Origin of the sequence: Conexibacter sp. CPCC 205762 (assembly GCF_030646155.1) — a bacterium.
In the GTDB taxonomy this organism is placed as follows: domain Bacteria; phylum Actinomycetota; class Thermoleophilia; order Solirubrobacterales; family Solirubrobacteraceae; genus Conexibacter.
Genome location: NZ_JAUTDN010000023.1, coordinates 24,959 through 39,813, shown reverse-complemented (window position 1 = coordinate 39,813; position 14,855 = coordinate 24,959). Strand labels below are relative to the sequence as shown.

At 73.2% G+C, this 14,855-nt stretch carries 15 protein-coding genes and 1 tRNA gene; 8 read left to right on the top strand and 8 right to left on the bottom strand.

Features of this window, described 5'->3' with window-relative positions:
- Nucleotides 1-27: 27 nt before the first annotated feature.
- Entirely contained in the window at nucleotides 28-1,533 is a 1,506-nt protein-coding gene (locus Q7L73_RS17495; RefSeq protein WP_304693001.1) for a sugar ABC transporter ATP-binding protein, read from the bottom strand.
- Nucleotides 1,530-2,600, bottom strand: coding sequence for an ABC transporter permease (locus Q7L73_RS17490; protein WP_304693003.1), 1,071 nt, complete (start codon nucleotides 2,598-2,600; stop codon nucleotides 1,530-1,532). The genes Q7L73_RS17495 and Q7L73_RS17490 overlap by 4 nt, the downstream gene beginning before the upstream one ends.
- Nucleotides 2,601-2,754: 154 nt before the next feature.
- Here Q7L73_RS17490 and Q7L73_RS17485 point away from each other — a divergent pair, with 154 nt between their 5' ends.
- The 4 genes from Q7L73_RS17485 to Q7L73_RS17470 all read left to right on the top strand — a co-directional run bounded on the left by Q7L73_RS17485 (nucleotide 2,755) and on the right by Q7L73_RS17470 (nucleotide 6,417).
- On the top strand, nucleotides 2,755-3,435 hold the full coding sequence (locus Q7L73_RS17485; RefSeq protein WP_304693005.1) for a histidine phosphatase family protein: 681 nt from the start codon (nucleotides 2,755-2,757) through the stop codon (nucleotides 3,433-3,435).
- Nucleotides 3,432-3,920 (top strand): nuclear transport factor 2 family protein, encoded by a 489-nt coding sequence (locus Q7L73_RS17480; protein WP_304693007.1) that lies wholly within the window; start codon nucleotides 3,432-3,434, stop codon nucleotides 3,918-3,920. The genes Q7L73_RS17485 and Q7L73_RS17480 overlap by 4 nt, the downstream gene beginning before the upstream one ends.
- 128 nt (nucleotides 3,921-4,048) lie before the next feature.
- The gene (locus tag Q7L73_RS17475) at nucleotides 4,049-5,068 is read left to right on the top strand and encodes a DegT/DnrJ/EryC1/StrS aminotransferase family protein (protein ID WP_304693009.1); all 1,020 of its coding nucleotides are present in this window, start codon (nucleotides 4,049-4,051) and stop codon (nucleotides 5,066-5,068) included.
- Entirely contained in the window at nucleotides 5,065-6,417 is a 1,353-nt protein-coding gene (locus Q7L73_RS17470; protein ID WP_304693011.1) for an NAD(P)-dependent oxidoreductase, read from the top strand. The genes Q7L73_RS17475 and Q7L73_RS17470 overlap by 4 nt, the downstream gene beginning before the upstream one ends.
- Here the strand turns inward: Q7L73_RS17470 and Q7L73_RS17465 are convergent.
- Nucleotides 6,414-7,496, bottom strand: a complete 1,083-nt coding sequence (locus Q7L73_RS17465) for a glycosyltransferase (RefSeq protein ID WP_304715596.1) — start codon at nucleotides 7,494-7,496, stop codon at nucleotides 6,414-6,416. The genes Q7L73_RS17470 and Q7L73_RS17465 overlap by 4 nt on opposite strands.
- A 95-nt stretch (nucleotides 7,497-7,591) precedes the next feature.
- On the opposite strand from Q7L73_RS17465, the gene Q7L73_RS17460 reads away from it, so the two are divergent.
- Complete coding sequence (locus Q7L73_RS17460) at nucleotides 7,592-8,269, top strand: GAP family protein (protein ID WP_304694418.1); 678 nt, start codon at nucleotides 7,592-7,594, stop codon at nucleotides 8,267-8,269.
- A gap of 12 nt (nucleotides 8,270-8,281) precedes the next feature.
- Here the strand turns inward: Q7L73_RS17460 and Q7L73_RS17455 are convergent, their stop codons facing one another.
- The gene (locus Q7L73_RS17455; RefSeq protein WP_304694417.1) at nucleotides 8,282-9,004 is read right to left on the bottom strand and encodes a polysaccharide deacetylase family protein; all 723 of its coding nucleotides are present in this window, start codon (nucleotides 9,002-9,004) and stop codon (nucleotides 8,282-8,284) included.
- Nucleotides 9,005-9,023: 19 nt separating this feature from the next.
- Between Q7L73_RS17455 and Q7L73_RS17450 the strand changes: the two genes are divergently transcribed.
- Entirely contained in the window at nucleotides 9,024-9,869 is an 846-nt protein-coding gene (locus Q7L73_RS17450; RefSeq protein ID WP_304694415.1) for a hypothetical protein, read from the top strand.
- Nucleotides 9,870-9,908: 39 nt separating this feature from the next.
- Here the strand turns inward: Q7L73_RS17450 and Q7L73_RS17445 are convergent, their stop codons facing one another.
- Genes Q7L73_RS17445 through Q7L73_RS17435 form a run of 3 tightly spaced genes read right to left on the bottom strand, consistent with a single transcriptional unit; the run spans nucleotide 9,909 to nucleotide 12,642 of the window.
- Entirely contained in the window at nucleotides 9,909-10,259 is a 351-nt protein-coding gene (locus Q7L73_RS17445) for a peptidase inhibitor family I36 protein (RefSeq protein WP_304694413.1), read from the bottom strand.
- A gap of 48 nt (nucleotides 10,260-10,307) precedes the next feature.
- Entirely contained in the window at nucleotides 10,308-12,281 is a 1,974-nt protein-coding gene (locus Q7L73_RS17440) for a calcium-binding protein (protein ID WP_304715595.1), read from the bottom strand.
- A gap of 16 nt (nucleotides 12,282-12,297) precedes the next feature.
- Entirely contained in the window at nucleotides 12,298-12,642 is a 345-nt protein-coding gene (locus tag Q7L73_RS17435; RefSeq protein ID WP_304694409.1) for a peptidase inhibitor family I36 protein, read from the bottom strand.
- 214 nt (nucleotides 12,643-12,856) lie between these two features.
- Here Q7L73_RS17435 and Q7L73_RS17430 point away from each other — a divergent pair, with 214 nt between their 5' ends.
- Complete coding sequence (locus Q7L73_RS17430) at nucleotides 12,857-13,513, top strand: GNAT family N-acetyltransferase (protein ID WP_304694407.1); 657 nt, start codon at nucleotides 12,857-12,859, stop codon at nucleotides 13,511-13,513.
- Here the strand turns inward: Q7L73_RS17430 and Q7L73_RS17425 are convergent.
- A tRNA-Pro gene (locus tag Q7L73_RS17425) sits at nucleotides 13,495-13,568 on the bottom strand. The two genes, Q7L73_RS17430 and Q7L73_RS17425, sit on opposite strands and share 19 nt — an antisense overlap.
- A 117-nt stretch (nucleotides 13,569-13,685) precedes the next feature.
- Here Q7L73_RS17425 and Q7L73_RS17420 point away from each other — a divergent pair.
- A complete protein-coding gene (locus Q7L73_RS17420) occupies nucleotides 13,686-14,459 on the top strand; it encodes a Nif3-like dinuclear metal center hexameric protein (RefSeq protein ID WP_304694405.1) in 774 nt (257 codons plus the stop codon).
- Nucleotides 14,460-14,855 lie beyond the last annotated feature (396 nt).

Sequence of the window (14,855 nt, the reverse complement as noted above, 5' to 3'; positions counted from 1 at the left end):
CGTCCTCTCCTCCGTCGCCTGAGCGACTTAGTGGCTGTAACAGGACGCCACGAGCGCGGCGTCGCTGATCGCCTCTCCTTCGAACTCCTCCACCAGCCGTCCGTCCCGCATCACGACGACGCGGTTGCAGCTGCTCACCAGCTCGGTGAACTCGGACGAGATGAAGATCACTCCCCGTCCCTGGTCGGCCAACTCGGCCATGAGGTCGTAGACCTCCTCCTTGCCCTCGACGTCGATGCCGTGCGTGGGCTCGTCGAAGACGAAGACGTCGGCATCGGAGTCGAGCCACTTCGCCAGCACGACCTTCTGCTGGTTGCCGCCGGACAGGTGCAGCGCCGGCTGCTCGACGTCGGCGACCTTGATCCGCAGGCGCGTCACGAGGTCGCCGGCCGCCGCCCGCTCGCGCCGCTGGCTGGGCAGCGGCAGCGGCTTCGCGAGCCGGAACCGCTCCATCGCGGGCAGCGTGATGTTCTTGCGGACCGAGAAGCCGAGCACCGCGCCCTGCGTCTTGCGGTCCTCGGGCAGCAGCACGATCCCGGCCTCCATCCCGTCGCGCGGGGAGCGGATGCGCCGCTCGCTGCCGCGCACGACGATGCGGCCCGACGCGGCGCGGTCGGCGCCGCAGATCAGCCGCACCAGCTCGCTGCGGCCGGCGCCGACGAGGCCGGCGATGCCGAGCACCTCGCCGGCGTGCAGCCGCAGGTCGGCGCCCTCGACGATCCCGGGCAGCGTCAGCCGCTCGACCCGCAGCAGCTCCTCGCCGCCGGCCGGCGCGACGCGCCGCGGGCGCGCCTCGACCGCTCCGCGGGTGCCGGTGATCTGCTCGATCAGGCGCGGCTTGTCGACGTCGGCGGTCGCGCCGTGGAAGACGTCTCTGCCGTCGCGCATCACGGTGACGCGGTCGGTGACGGCGAAGACCTCGTCGAGCCGGTGGCTGACGTAGACGATCGCCACGCCGTCGGCGCGCAGCGTGCGCAGGACTCTGTGGAGGTGGGCGATCTCGTCGTCGGTCAGCGACGCGGTCGGCTCGTCGAGCACGAACAGGCGCGCGTCGGCGGCGAGCCCGTGCGCGATCATCACCAGCCGCCGCTGCGCGATGCTGAGCCGCGCCAGCGGCGTCTCCGGGTCGATCTCGGCCTCCAGCCGCGCCAGCACCGCGGCGGCCTGCGCGCGCAGCGCGCGGCGCCGCACCAGCCCGCCGCGGGTCGGGTAGCCGAGGCCGAGGCCGACGTTCTCGGCGACGGTCAGGTTCGGCACGTCGGCCAGCTCCTGATGGACGAAGGCGAAGCCGTGCGCGGTCGCGGCGTGCGGGTCGTGCAGCTCGATCGGCGCGCCGTCGAGCAGCAGCTCGCCGGCGTCGGGCGCGATCACGCCCGCGAGCAGCTTGATCAGCGTGCTCTTGCCGGCGCCGTTCTTGCCCAGCAGACCGAGGATCGAGCCGCCCTCGACGGCCACGTTCGCGCCGTCGAGCGCGACGACGCCCGGGTAGGTCTTGACGATCCCGCGCGCCTCGACGCGCTCCAGCGCTCTCATCGTCGCGCCATCCCCATGCGGCTGACGAGCACCGCGGTGATGAGGATGCCGCCCTGCACGAGGTTGATCACCCAGGTCTCGAGGTCGAGCATCGTCAGGCCGGTCTGGATCACGCCGAGGAACAGCACGCCGACGATCGTCCCGAGCACGTTGAACTCGCCGGGCCGGAAGACGGCGGCGCCGAGGAAGACGGCGGCGAAGGCCGGCAGCAGGTAGGCGGTGCCGCCGTTGGGCGCGTAGGAGGCGCTCTGCGACGTCAGCAGGATCCCGACGACGGCCGCAGCGACGCCGACGACGACGAAGCCGAGCAGCCGCAGCCGCAGCACGCGCACGCCGGAGAGCCGCGCGGCCTCCGGGTTGCCGCCGATCGCGTACATGAAGCGGCCGATCTCGCTGCGCTCCAGCAGCACCCAGACGACGATCGCCAGCACGGCCGCGATCCAGATCTGGTTGCTGAGCCCGAGCAGCTCGCCGCTGGCGATCTGGACGTAGCCGGCGGGGATGCCGTCGTAGACGGTCGCCTGGTCGGTGAGGCCGAACTCGACGCCGGCGAGCACCGTCCCCATCGCGAGCGTGATGATGAACGAGTTGCCGCCGAGGTAGGCGACCATGAAGCCGTTCAGCACGCCGACGAGGACGCCGAGCCCGATCACGACGACGACCGCGAGCTGCCAGGCCCAGCCGTGGTTGACCATGAAGGCGGTCGCGGCGCCGCCGGCGAGGCCGATCATGCCGCCGAAGGAGAGGTCGAAGTCCTGCATCACGAGCACGACCGTCAGGCCGACGGCGATGATCAGCGACGGCGCCGCGAGCGTCAGGATCGACTCCGCGTTGCGCCAGGTGGGGAAGGTCGACGAGCGCACCGCGCTGAAGACGACGACGGTCGCCAGGAAGGCGACGAGCAGGCCGTAGCGGGCCGCGAACGCGGCCGCCGCATCGCGCACGGGCGAGCTCGCGGCGGTGGCGCGGCCGGCAGGGGCCGGGTCGGGCTGCCCGCCCGTCCCGCCCGTCTGCACCGAACCGTCGACGGCGGCGGACTGGGCCGAGGCCGTCAGATGCTCGGACATGCGTCATCCCTCCCGTGCGGCGCACCTGCGTGCGATCCCATCACGCTCCCTCTCCTCTCAAGGTCCGCACCATCTTCTCCACGGGGCCTGTCCGCAGCTACTAGCGCTACCGCTAATCGGGCCGGCGGGGCCGCGGCCGTAGAGTCGTCGCACGATGGCACGTGACTTCCAACGCCCGTTCGCGCGCCCTGCCGGGGCCGTCGAGGTCCTGCTCGTGCGGCACGGCTCCGCCGCCGCCGCGGAGGCCGGAGCGCCGCTCGACGGCCACGCCGACCCGTCGCTGACGCTCGACGGCCGCGCGCAGGCGGAGGCCGTCTGCGCGCGGCTGGCGGCCGAGTCCCCCGCGCGCCTGTTCGTCACGCCGATGCGGCGGACGGCGGAGACGGCGGCGCCGCTGGCGGCGCGGCTGGCCGTCGCGCCGACGGTCGTCCCGCAGCTGCGCGAGGTCCACCTCGGCAGCTGGGAGGGGGCGTTCGCGGACCGGCTGGCCGCGCGCGACGCGCTGGTCCGCGAGCTGTTCGCGGCCCAGCGCTGGGACGTGATCCCGCACGCCGAGCCGGACGACCGCTTCCGTGCGCGCGTGCGCGACGGCCTCGAGCACGTCGCGCGCGAGACCGGGCCGGACGCGGCCGCGGTCGCCGTCGTCCACGGCGGCGTGATCGCCGAGGCCTGCCGGCAGGCGACCGGCAGCGAGCCGTTCGCCTTCCTCTACGCCGAGAACGGCTCGATCACGCGCCTGCTGCGACTCGCCAGCGGGCGCTGGGCGCTGCGCGGCTTCAACGACGTGGCCCACCTCGCCGGCGTCCCCCACCTCGCCGCGGGACGCGCGGGATGACGGCGCCGCGACCGCTGCCGCCTGCGGACGAGCGCGGCGACGAGCTGGGGCGGCTGTTGGACGAGCGCGCCTGCGAGCGGCTGATCGTCGTCTACGCCCAGCTCGTCGACTTCGGCCGCGCGAGCGAGATCGCCGACCTCTTCACCCCGGACGGGCGCTGGGAGGGCACCGAGCTGCTGCTGGAGGGGCGCGAGCAGATCCGCACCTGGTTCACCAGACGCGAGCAGCTCGCGCGACGCCTCTCCCGCCACGTCTTCACCAACGTCGCCGTCGACGTCGGAGCCGACGGCCCGGACACCGCCCGCGCGCTCAGCTACATGGTCAACTACCGCCGCGACCGCCGCGACGGCGACCCCGCCCCGCCGCTCCCCGCCGACCTGCCGAAGTACGTCGGCGAATGCCACGACCGCTTCCGCCGCACTCACGACGGCTGGCGCTTCGCCAGCCGCCGCGTCGAGGTCGCCTTCCGCCGCGGCGCGCGGTGACCGGCGCCGCTCTGCAGTAGCGCGCAGACGCGCCAGCTCCGATGGGCGCGCCGCCGTTGGAGCAGTTGGATGACGGCGACGCGCCAAGCATGGGAGACCGGAAAGCAGACGCTTGGTACGTTCGGCGCGTGGAGGACGAGGCCCCCGTCGGCGACCACGCTCGTTTCGCGATCGGCTTCGACCATCGCGACCGCGAGCGGCTGCACGCGTTGTGGGACGAGGTGATCGACTCGCAGCAGTGGACCGAGGGCTCGATGACCGAGCGGTTCGAGGCCGCCTGGGCGGCGTCGAACGGCCTGCCGGCGGTCGCCTTCGCGAGCTGGAGCGGCGCGGCGCTGGCCGCGCTCGCCTACGCCGGGGTCCGCGGCGAGCGCGTGCTCTGCCCCTCGAACACGTTCATGGCGACGCCGGCCGCGATCCGCGCCTCCGGCGGCGAGGTCGTCTTCGTCGACTGCAACCGCGACGACCTCTGCATGTCGTTCGCCGACTTCGAGCGCAAGGCCGCCGCGACCAGACCGCGCGCCGCCGTGCTCGTCCACATCGGCGGTCACATCGCCTTCGAGGTCGAGCAGATCGCCGGCTACTGCCGCGCGCACGGCATCTTCCTGCTGGAGGACTGCGCGCACGCCCACGGCGCGACCTTCGGCGGCCGCCGCGCCGGCAGCTTCGGCGACGCCGGCGCGTGGTCGTTCTACGCCACCAAGACGGTCTCGACCGGGGAGGGCGGCATGCTCGTCACGCGCGACGCCGACCTGCGCGCGTTCGCGCGCGCCTTCCGCAACTACGGCAAGCCCGACCACGTCGTCGCAGGGCTGAACTTCCGCCTCAGCGAGTTCACCGCCGCGCTCGGCGTCGTCCAGACCGAGCGGATGGAGCAGATCGTCGCCTGGAAGCGCCGCGTCGCCCGCGAGCTGCTGGACCCGCTCCACCCCGGCCGGCTGCGACTGCCCGACGGGATGGAGTCCGGCTACTACAAGTACGTCGTCTTCGACCGCCTCGAGCGCTCGACCGGGAAGGTCTACGACCAGCCCTGCCATCGCCTGCTGGGCGATCCGGTCGACCTGCCGACGAGCGACTGGGTCGCGGCCAACCACTGGTGCGCGCCGCTCTACTACCGCCCCGCAGCAGAGCCCGAGGAGACGGGATGAGAGTGCTCGTGACCGGCGGTGCCGGATTCATCGGCTCGCACGTGCTCGACAGCGCCGCCGCGGCCGGCTTGACGCCGTGCTGCTTCGACCGCCGTGCGTCGCCGTTCCACCCGCCCGGAGAGATCGAGACGGTGCTCGGCGACCTGCTCGACCCGGCGCAGCTGCGGGCCGCGATGGAGGGCTGCGACGCGGTCGTCCACCTGGCGGCCTCCGCCGACGTCGGAGCGGTCGTGCGCGAGCCGGCCGCCGCCGAGCGGCTCAACGCCAGCGGGACCTTGTGCGTGCTGGAGGCGGCGCGCGCCGCCGGCGTCGCCCACGTCGTCTACGCCTCGACGATCTGGGTCTACTCCGACTGCGCTGCCGAGCAGGTCGACGAGCGCGAGCAGCTCGGGCTGCCCGGCCACCTCTACACGGCGACGAAGCTCGCCGGCGAGATGTACTGCCGCTCCTACGCTGAGCTGTACGGCCTGCGCACGACGATCCTCCGCTTCGGGATCCCCTACGGCCCACGTGCGCGCGCCGCCGCGGTGGTGCCGTCGATGGTCGAGCGGGCGCTCGGCGGCGAGCCGCTGACGATCGCCGGGGACGGCGCCCAGTCGCGCCGCTTCGTCTACGTCGAGGACCTCGCCGACGGCGTCGTGCGCGCGCTCGAACGGCCCGGCGACGGCTGCCGCGTCTACAACCTCGTCGGCGACCGCGACGTCTCGATCCGCGCCGTCGCCGAGACCGTCTGCGAGGTCGTCGGGGACGGCGAGATCACCTACGTGCCGGCGCGCGCCGCGGACTTCGGCGGCGTCGCGGTCTCCGGCGAACGGGCCGCGGACGAGCTCGGCTGGCGGCCGCAGACGAGCTTCGAGGAGGGTGTGCGGCGCTACGTCGCCTGGCGGCTGGAGCAGCAGCAGGAGGAGCCCGCCCTCGCGCCGGCGCGACTGGGTGCGCGGCTGCTGTCGGCGACGGTCAGGCTGGCGGTGCCGCTGCTGCTGATGACGGCGCTGCTCGGCACGCTGGTGGCCTACCTGCTGGTCGTCGGGACGGTCGACGTCGACCTCGAGCCGGGGGCCAGCGTGCTGACGATCGCCGCCGTGCTGACGCTCGCCGGCGCGCTCACGCTGGAGACCGGCCGGCGCCTGCGCGGCGTGCTGCTGCACGGGCTCTGGATCGTCGCCGCCACCTACCTGCTGTCGCTGGCGCTGCCGTGGACGCGGCACCGCTTCGGCATCAGCCGCGGTGACGCGCTGACCGTCCTCGTCGGCCTCTCCGGCGCGGCGCTCGCGGTCGCGTTGACCGCGCTCGTGCAGGGCGTCAGGCACCGCCGGGCGGCGGCGCCGGCGGCCGCGCCGGGCGACTAGCGACCGGCGAGCGCGAGCAGCTCGTCAGCGGCCTGCGGCAGCGCGGCGAGCGCGTCGCGGGCGGGCGGCGGCGCCGCCAGCGCGGCGCGCAGCTGGGCCCGCAGCGCGGACCGGTCGCGCGCGACGCGGGCGAGGCCGTGGCGGCGGTAGGCGCGGTCGTTGGCACGCAGGTGCGCGCGGCCCCAGCCGTAGGAGATCGGCGCGCAGCCGCACATGATCGCCTCCAGGATCGTCAGCCCGGCGGTCGTGTGGACGAGCGCGTCGGCGGCGGCGAACAGCTCCGGCAGCCGCTCGCTGAAGCCCAGCACGCGCACGCCGGGATCGGCGGCGAAGCGGTCTGTGAGCGCGGCGCGGACCGCCTCCGCGTGACCGCAGACGACGATCGCGAACGCCCCCGCCGCGCGCGCCTCGGCGACCGCGCCGCCGAGGTCCCCGACGCCCCAGCCGCCGCCGGAGACGACGACGACCGGGCCGTCGGCCGGCAGCGCCAGCGCCGCCCGCGCCGTCGCGCGGTCGGGCGGGTCGGAGAAGGCCGGCGCCGAGAAGCCGCGCACCGCGACGATCCGCGAGCGCGGCGCGATCCGCGCGATCTCGCCGCGCGACTCGGGGTGGATGCAGAGGTGCAGGTCGATCGCCGGATGCGCCCACCAGCGCAGCGCCGCGAGGTCGGTGATCGCCGAGCAGACCGGCTGCCCGATCCGTCCGCGCCGGCGCAGCCGGCCGAGCACCTCGCTGACGCCCGGGTAGGTCGAGACGACGACCTGCGGCCGCCGCTGCGCGATCAGCCGCAGCAGGCCCGGGCCCGCCATCCGCGCGGTCGCGGCCTGCGCGAACGCCCGTGTCGGCGGCAGCTGCGCGGCGAACGCGTACTCGACGTCGAAGGCGACGTTGCCCGCGGTCGTGTGGAAGCGCGAGCCGCCGATGACGAGCCGCTCGAACGGGCCGCCGACCGCGCGCAGCGCGTCGACCACCTCCGCGCTCGCGCCGCGGTCGGCGAGGGCGGCCCGCAGCCGCTCCGCCGGCAGGTCGTGCCCGCTGCCGACCGACGCCGTGAGGATCAGCACGCGCGGCTCGCTCATCGGTCCTCAGTATCGCGCCCGCGCGCAGCGCGCGTCGCCCCGGATGCAGGTGCGCCGCCTTGCCGTGCCGCGGCGCGCGTGCAACGGTGGACACGATGTCATTGCTCCTGCTCGCGCTGGAGGCGGCGCTCTACCCGACGCTGCTGGCTGTGGTCGTGCTGCTGCTGACGCTCGACCGGCCCGTCCGCCTGCTGGCCGCGTACCTGGCGGGCGGGCTGACGATCAGCGTCGCGCTCGGCATCGCGATCGTCGCCGGCCTCGGCGGCAGCAGCGCGCTCGCGTCGAGCCGATCGGGGCTGTCGGTCGCCGCCGACCTGACGATCGGCGCGCTGGCGGTGATGGCGGCGGTGGCGTTGGCGGCCCATGCCGACGAGCGCGTCCGCGCCCGCCGCCACAGCGCGCCGCCGCCTGACGCGGGACGGCGCGAGCCGTGGTCGCAGCGACTGCTCGCGCGCGGCTCGACGCCGCTGGTCTTCCTCGCGGCGATGGCGATCAACCTGCCGGGCGCGGCATACCTGATCGCGCTCAAGGACATCGCCGCCGCGGACCACTCGCTCGCGACCGAGATCGCGTTGATCGTCGTCTTCAACCTGATCATGTTCCTGCTCGCCGAGGTGCCGCTGGCCGGCCTGCTGATCGCGCCGGCGCGGACACGCGAGCTGGTCGAGCGCGGCAACGGGTGGCTGTCGGCCCATGGGCGCGAGCTGGCGATCGGGGTCAGTGCGACGTTCGGCGCGTTCCTGATCGCGCGCGGGCTCGTGCACGGCGCCTGAGCGCGGCCGGGCTCAGGCGCGCTGCGCGCCGACGGTCGTGTCGGCGCGCAGCCCGCTCGCCGCCAGCAGCGCGAGCAGCTGCGGCAGCGCGGCGGCGGTGTCGCGCCAGCTGCCCGGCTCCGAGTACGCGTCGGAGTCGTGCAGCAGCAGCACGTCACCGGCGGTCGCCGCCGCGGCGGTCAGCGCGGCGATCCGCTCGGGGCCGGTCGAGCGGCGCCAGTCGCGCCCCCAGCGGGACCACAGCAGCACGCGCAGGCCCGCACGGCGCAGCGCCGGCAGGCTGCCGGCCGAGACGATCCCGTAGGCGGGGCGGTAGACGTCGCAGCGGATGCCGGTCGCGCGCTCGACCGCGTCACGGCCGCGCAGCGCGTCGCGCGCGACGACCGCGGGCGCGAGCCGCAGCTGGTTGCGGTGGCGGTGGCCGTGCAGCGCGAGCGCATGGCCCTCCGCGACGATCCGCCGCGCCAGCTCGGGGTGGCGCTCGACCTGCTCGCCGACGACGAAGAAGGTCGCGCGCGCGCCGCCGGCCGCGAGCTGCTCCAGCACCGCCGGCGTGCCGAGCGGGTGCGGTCCGTCGTCGAACGTCAGCGCGACCCCGCCCGCGGCGCCGCGGCGCGGCAGCCGCAGCCCACGCGCGACGGCGGGGACGACCGGCGCCAGGGCCGGCGCCGACCACGCCGCCGCGGCCAGCGCGGCGCACCCGATCCCATTTCCGGCTGTTCGCGCGGACGTCATCGCCGTATCGTCTCAGGCGATGGGTCAGGAGCTGCTCGGGATGGCGCTCGCGAGCGTCGCGGCCTGCTGCTACGAGGGCGGCTACGCGCTGCAGGCGATCGAGGCGCGCGCCGTCGAGCGCCACCACGCGCTGAGGCTGTCGCTCGCCGGCCAGCTCGCGCGCAGACGGCGCTGGCTCGCCGGCACCGCGCTGTCGCTCGCCGGCTACCCGCTCCAGGTCGCGGCGCTGACGCTGGCGCCGCTGGCGCTCGTGCAGCCGGTGCTCGCGCTCGGCCTGCTGCTGCTGCTCGCCTTCGGGCGCCTCTACCTGCACGAGGCGGTCGGCCGGCGCGAGGTCGTCGCGACGGGCCTGATCGTCGCGGGCGTCGCAGCGATCGCGATCGCCGCACCGCAGCGATCCGACCAGCCGATGCACGGCGCCGCGCTGCTGCTGCTCGCGGCGGCGCTGGTGGCGGCGGTCGCGGCGCCGTGGGTGCAGCAGGCGCTGCGCCGCGCGGTGGCGCCGTGGTCGCTCGTGGTCGCGGCCGGCGCCGGCGACGCCTTCGCCGCGATCGCGGCGGCGCTGGTGGCGGCGCGGCTGCTCGACGACGCGCTCGCGCTCGCCGCGCTGTGGGCGCTGGCCGCCGCCGCAGCAGCCGCCGCCGGCTTCCTCGCGGAGATGTCGGCGCTGCGACGGCTGCCGGCGACGCGGATCGGACCGCCGGTGCTCGTGCTGCAGGTCGTCGTGCCGGTGCTCGCCGGCCGCATCAGCGGCGGCGAGCAGTGGGGCAGCCGCGCGCCGCTCGTATGGCTCGGGCTGGCGCTCGTCGCGGGCGGAGTGGCGCTGCTGGCCGCCTCGCGCACCGTCGCCGCGCTGCGCACGTGACGGGCGATGACGCTCTCGCGCTCGCCCGTCAGCGGCCGGCTAGCCGACGCCGAAACATATGTCGCCGTAGACGCCGCCGGGCGTCTCGGGCACGTACTGGCCCTCGTGGACGAAGCCCTTGTCACCGAGGCGGACGTCCCATCTCGTTCTGTTGTACGCGGACCATATCGGCGTGTTGTTGGGGTGCGGGTGACAGCCCGTGTCGCCCTCGCCGAACCACGACATCTGGCCTCCGCCAAGCGTTCCCGACCAGATGCAGACGGCGTTTCTCGGGCAGTCGCTTAGCGCGGCCGAGGCCGTCGGGGCCGTCATCGCCAGAGCGCCTGCGAGCAGCGCCGCTGCCGCCAGCGCGCTCATGAACAGCTTTCGTACAGCGGGTGCGTTGCGCATTGCAGCAACCCTTCTGTTGGGGATGTGGCAAGAAGGTGGGTGGTGAGTTCAGTCGTTGCAGCCGACCGCGAGCGGGTCGAGGCTGTCGCGCTCGGCGCCGGGATCGCTGTTACCGCCGCAGTTGATCTCTCTGTCTCTGGTGCCGTCGGCGGCGTGGAGTCTGTCGGCGTTGTCGCCGCCGAACAGCGAGTCGACGCCGGCGTCGCCGGTGAGCGTGTCGTTGCCCGCGTTGCCGTTGAGCGTGTCGTTGCCGTCGTCGCCGTTGATCGTGTCGTCGCCGTCGAGGCCGAACAGCATGTCGTCGCCGGCGTCGCCGTAGATCGTGTCGTTGTTGCCCTCGCCGTCGATCGTGTCGGCGCCGATGTCACCGGTGAGCGTGTCGTCGCCGGGGCCGGCGACGATGTTGTCCGCGCCGTCGCCGCCGTGGATCGTGTCGTCGCCGTTCTGGCCCTTGAGCAGGTCGTCGCCGCCGTTGCCGAAGACGGTGTCGTCGCCCGCGCGCGCCCAGATCGTGTTGCCGGCGTTGTTGCCGGAGAGGATGTCGTTCTGCTGGGTGCCCTCGAGCGTCTCGCCGCCGGCCACGATCGACGAGGCGAGACAGCCCGCGACCTCGACGCCGACAGCGTCGATCGCGTACGCCGGCCCGTTGCCGCTGGCGTCGCCGAGTCTGGCGTTGACGCCGCGCGGCGTGCCGCCGGCGACGCCGAGCGTCGTCTGGCGCGCGAAGCCGATGATGTCGTTGCCCGGGCCGCCCCACAGCGTGTGGCCGGAGCAGGCGTTGTCGACGACGATCTGGTCGTCGCCGCCGCCGGCGTTGAGCGTGTCGCCGCCCGAGCCGATCGGGTCGCCCTCGCTGATCAGCGCGTCGTCGCCGCCGTTGCCGTCGAGCGTGTCGTTGCCGCCGCCGGCGCCGCTGTAGAGCACCTCGCCAGTCGCGGAGCCGATCATGTGGTCGTTGCCGGGGCCGCCGTTGAGATCGAAGCTCTCGTCCGCCGGGAAGCTGCTGCCGAGCGTCAGCGTGTCGTCGCCGTCACCACCCCACAGGACGATGAAACGCGGCGCCGCGATGCTGCAGTTCAGCACCGTCGAGGGCGGTCCCGAGGCGGCCGGGCAGGTCGCGGTGCCGCCCAGCAGGTCGCCGGAGGTCAGCGTGATCTGCGACGAGCCGGTACGCGTCAGCGTGAGGCTGTCGGTGTGCGTGCCCTCCGCGCCGAGCGCGATCACGCCCGCGTCGGGACTGTGCGAGTCGACCGCGGCGAACGCCTCCGACGGGCGATGCGTCTGCCCGCCCGCGCCGCAGGAGACGGCGGCGCCGTTGTTGAGGCAGCTGTCGTTGCCCTCGTCACCGTCGATCGGGTCGTCCTGCGTGCCCGTGCTGCGGCCGTTGAGCACGTCGTCGCCCCAGCCGCCGGAGAGGTGGCTGGCGCCGGTCGCCGATCCGGTGATCGTGTCGTCGAACGCCGAGCCGACGACGTTCTCGACGTCGGCCAGCTCCTCGTTGGCGCCCTGGCCGTCGGCGCGGCCCGGCCCGGGCAGCCCGTCGCAGGAGGGCGCGACGCCGTTGACGGTGCCGTCGGCGGCGGACAGGTCGGCGGTGATGCCGACGTTGGAGGCGCCGAACTCCGGCGTCATGTCGGCGAAGCTCGCCGTGTCGTTGCCGTCACCGCCGATGTAGCAGTCACGGTTGGTGCCGCCGCGCAGCCAGTCGTTGCCGCTGCCGCCGTCCATCAGGTCGGTGCCGTGGCCGCCGATGATTATGTCGTTGCCACCAGCGCCGTATATGTCGTCGTCAAGCTCCCCGCCGATGATCAAGTTGGCGCTCGGTCCGCCGCAGATGAAGTCACTTCTCGCCGTTCCGTAGATCACGGCGGCGTCGCTGTTGATCAGGTTCTTGTTCGGGTCCGGCGTGGGGCAGGTGTCGCCGGCGCCGACCGCCGCGGCCGGCGCCGCCAGCACGACGGCCGCGCCGATCGCCACCGCAAGACCGAACACCAGCTTGACCAACGACCCAATCGAAGCCATACGACCGCCTCCCCTGTCAGATCCCCCAGCAGACCTCTCCGGTGATGTTGGGGAGGTTGTCCTTGAAGTTGCTCTCCTGCAGGTAGCCCCAGCCACCGATGCGCACGTCCCACGTCGAGCGATTGAACGCCGACCGTATGGGCGTGTTGTCCGGATGCGGGTGGCAGCCTATGTCGTTCTCGGAGAACCACGACAACTGGCCGCCGAAGGTCGGCCCCGACCAGATGCAGACCGCATGCCCAGGGCAGTCGGCTCGATCGGCCGACGCCTTCGGAGCGGTGACGAACAGCGCGCAGGCAACCGCTGCCGCCAGCAGCAGCGCAAGCAGAGCAGCGCGCAAACGCTTCTCAACGCCCGACATTGAAATCCCCCTGAGACTCGAGATCAATTGTCCGTCACGTCGACACACAAACTGACGTACCGTGACGTTCAAATGCAATTCTGTATTTCATTCTACCTTGAACCGTTGCGACGTATTCAACCGCTGTTCGCGCACAAACATCCTCATTCGATCAACGCCCGCGCGCAGCCCGTTCACGCACAAGCGACACCGCCAACGCATTACCTTTGTGGGCGTGGAACGCATCGGGACTCTCACCACCTCGCGTCTGCTCCTCCGCGAGTGGCAGGCAGGCGACGAAAAGCCGATGGCGACGATCAACCGCGACCCCGAGGTCGTCCGGCATCTGAACCGCCCCGTCGACCCAGATGCAGTGAACGGGTTCTTCGCCACGGTCACCGCGCACTGGGATCAGCACGGCTTCGGGTTCTGGGCCATAGAGCCCCGCGTGGGACCGCTCGCGGGAAGGTTCGTCGGCTTCGTCGGCGTCGCATATCCGACGTTCCTGCCCGAGCTGGCCCAACGACCCGAGCTCGGATGGCGACTCGCCCGCGAGTCATGGGGCGCTGGCTATGCGACCGAAGCAGCCGTCGCTGCACGAGACGATGCCGCGACTCGACTGGGGTTCGACGATCTCATCTCGATCATCCATCCGGACAACGAGCGGTCACAACGCGTCGCCGCGAAGGTCGGAATGACGATCGAGGGGCCAGTCTTCAACCCCCACCTGAACATGGCGGTCGACATCTGGCATCGAGCCCTCCGCCAGCAGGCACCTCCTGAGCCGCCCCAGCGCAAGCTCCGCAGGACCAATATGGCGCCTGCACTCCCCGAAAACGCGAAAAGCCCCGCTCTCGCGGGGCTTTTCTGTAATCGGGGCGCCGAGATTTGAACTCGGGACCTCTCCGACCCGAACGGAGCGCGCTACCAGGCTGCGCCACGCCCCGATGACTACCCAAGGGAGTATTCCACAGCGGCGCCCGCGAGCGCTCGCCGACCCCACCGCCCGCCCGGGACCGAGAGCCGCCTCGCGCGCGCCCGCGGCGCGCGCTACGTTCCCCCCCATGTCCGCCCCCGCTGCCGAGATCGTCGCCTACCTCGACGACCTGCTCCAGATCGACCGCTACCGCGACATGGGCCCGAACGGGCTGCAGGTCCCCGGCGCGATCAACGTCTCGAAGATCGTCACCGGCGTCTCCGCGCAGCTCGAGCTGTTCGAGCGCGCGCTCGCCGAGGAGGCGCAGCTGGTGATCGCCCACCACGGGATCCTGTGGGGCTTCGAGCCGCGGCGGATCGGCGCGGCGCACGCGAAGCGGCTGAGAACGCTGCTCGGCAACGACATCGGCCTCGCCGCCTACCACCTGCCGCTCGACGGCCATCCCGAGGTCGGCAACAACGCGCTGATCGCGGCCGGCCTCGGCGCCGACGTGATCGAGCCGGCGTTCAGCCACAGGGGCGCGATGATCGGCACGATCGCCCACTTCGACGACCACGGCGCCGACGGCATCGCGGCCGCGGAGCTGTTCGCGCGCGTCGCGACGCTGACCGACCGCGACCCGCTCGTCTTCGACGCCGGCCCCGCCTACGTGCGCAAGCTGGGGATCGTCTCCGGCTCGGCGGCCAACGACCTCAACGAGGCGATCGACCTGGGCCTCGACGCGTTCCTGACCGGCGAGCCGAAGGAGCACGTGATGGCGCAGGCGCGCGAGAACTACATCCACTTCATCGCGGCCGGCCACTACGCGACCGAGACGTTCGGAATCCGGCGGATCGGCGAGCTCGTCGCGGAGCGATTCGGCGTGGATCACCGCTTCGTCGACCTGCCAAACCCCGTCTAGGTGCCAACCTCGGCCGTTCGGACACGCAGGTTTGGTGCCGTCCCCCGGCGGAGGTATAACCGAGCAACGGCATCCACACGGGAGGTCCTCGGACCGATGGCAAATCATCTGACGCCCACGGAGCTCGCACGCGAAGCCGGCCTGGACCGGCGGGACGTGATCATGAAGTGCCTGGAGATGGGCGTCCCCATCTACAACGGGCGCATCGACAGAACGCTCTTCTCCGCCAGCCTCGACGAGCAGTACCAAGTCACCGCCTCGCCCACACCGCTGGCGACCGGATAGGTCGCACACCCGCCGGCGGCTCGGCGCGCCATCGCCGCGCGCCGCCCGCACGGCCGGGATTGGCCACACGGCCAGGAACCCGCGCGCGGCTCAGAACACCGGCATAGAATC

Excerpts from the sequence above, each read along its gene's own strand:
- Q7L73_RS17460 (WP_304694418.1), top strand. The coding sequence starts at position 7,592 with ATGTCATTGCTCCTGCTCGCGCTGGAGGCGGCGCTCTACCCGACGCTG.
- Q7L73_RS17420 (WP_304694405.1), top strand. The coding sequence starts at position 13,686 with ATGTCCGCCCCCGCTGCCGAGATCGTCGCCTACCTCGACGACCTGCTC.
- Q7L73_RS17435 (WP_304694409.1), bottom strand. The coding sequence starts at position 12,642 with ATGTCGGGCGTTGAGAAGCGTTTGCGCGCTGCTCTGCTTGCGCTGCTG.
- Q7L73_RS17470 (WP_304693011.1), top strand. The coding sequence starts at position 5,065 with ATGAGAGTGCTCGTGACCGGCGGTGCCGGATTCATCGGCTCGCACGTG.
- Q7L73_RS17490 (WP_304693003.1), bottom strand. The coding sequence starts at position 2,600 with ATGTCCGAGCATCTGACGGCCTCGGCCCAGTCCGCCGCCGTCGACGGT.
- Q7L73_RS17480 (WP_304693007.1), top strand. The coding sequence starts at position 3,432 with ATGACGGCGCCGCGACCGCTGCCGCCTGCGGACGAGCGCGGCGACGAG.
- Q7L73_RS17445 (WP_304694413.1), bottom strand. The coding sequence starts at position 10,259 with ATGCGCAACGCACCCGCTGTACGAAAGCTGTTCATGAGCGCGCTGGCG.
- Q7L73_RS17450 (WP_304694415.1), top strand. The coding sequence starts at position 9,024 with ATGGGTCAGGAGCTGCTCGGGATGGCGCTCGCGAGCGTCGCGGCCTGC.
- Q7L73_RS17465 (WP_304715596.1), bottom strand. The coding sequence starts at position 7,496 with ATGAGCGAGCCGCGCGTGCTGATCCTCACGGCGTCGGTCGGCAGCGGG.
- Q7L73_RS17495 (WP_304693001.1), bottom strand. The coding sequence starts at position 1,533 with ATGAGAGCGCTGGAGCGCGTCGAGGCGCGCGGGATCGTCAAGACCTAC.
- Q7L73_RS17455 (WP_304694417.1), bottom strand. The coding sequence starts at position 9,004 with ATGACGTCCGCGCGAACAGCCGGAAATGGGATCGGGTGCGCCGCGCTG.
- Q7L73_RS17485 (WP_304693005.1), top strand. The coding sequence starts at position 2,755 with ATGGCACGTGACTTCCAACGCCCGTTCGCGCGCCCTGCCGGGGCCGTC.
- Q7L73_RS17440 (WP_304715595.1), bottom strand. The coding sequence starts at position 12,281 with ATGGCTTCGATTGGGTCGTTGGTCAAGCTGGTGTTCGGTCTTGCGGTG.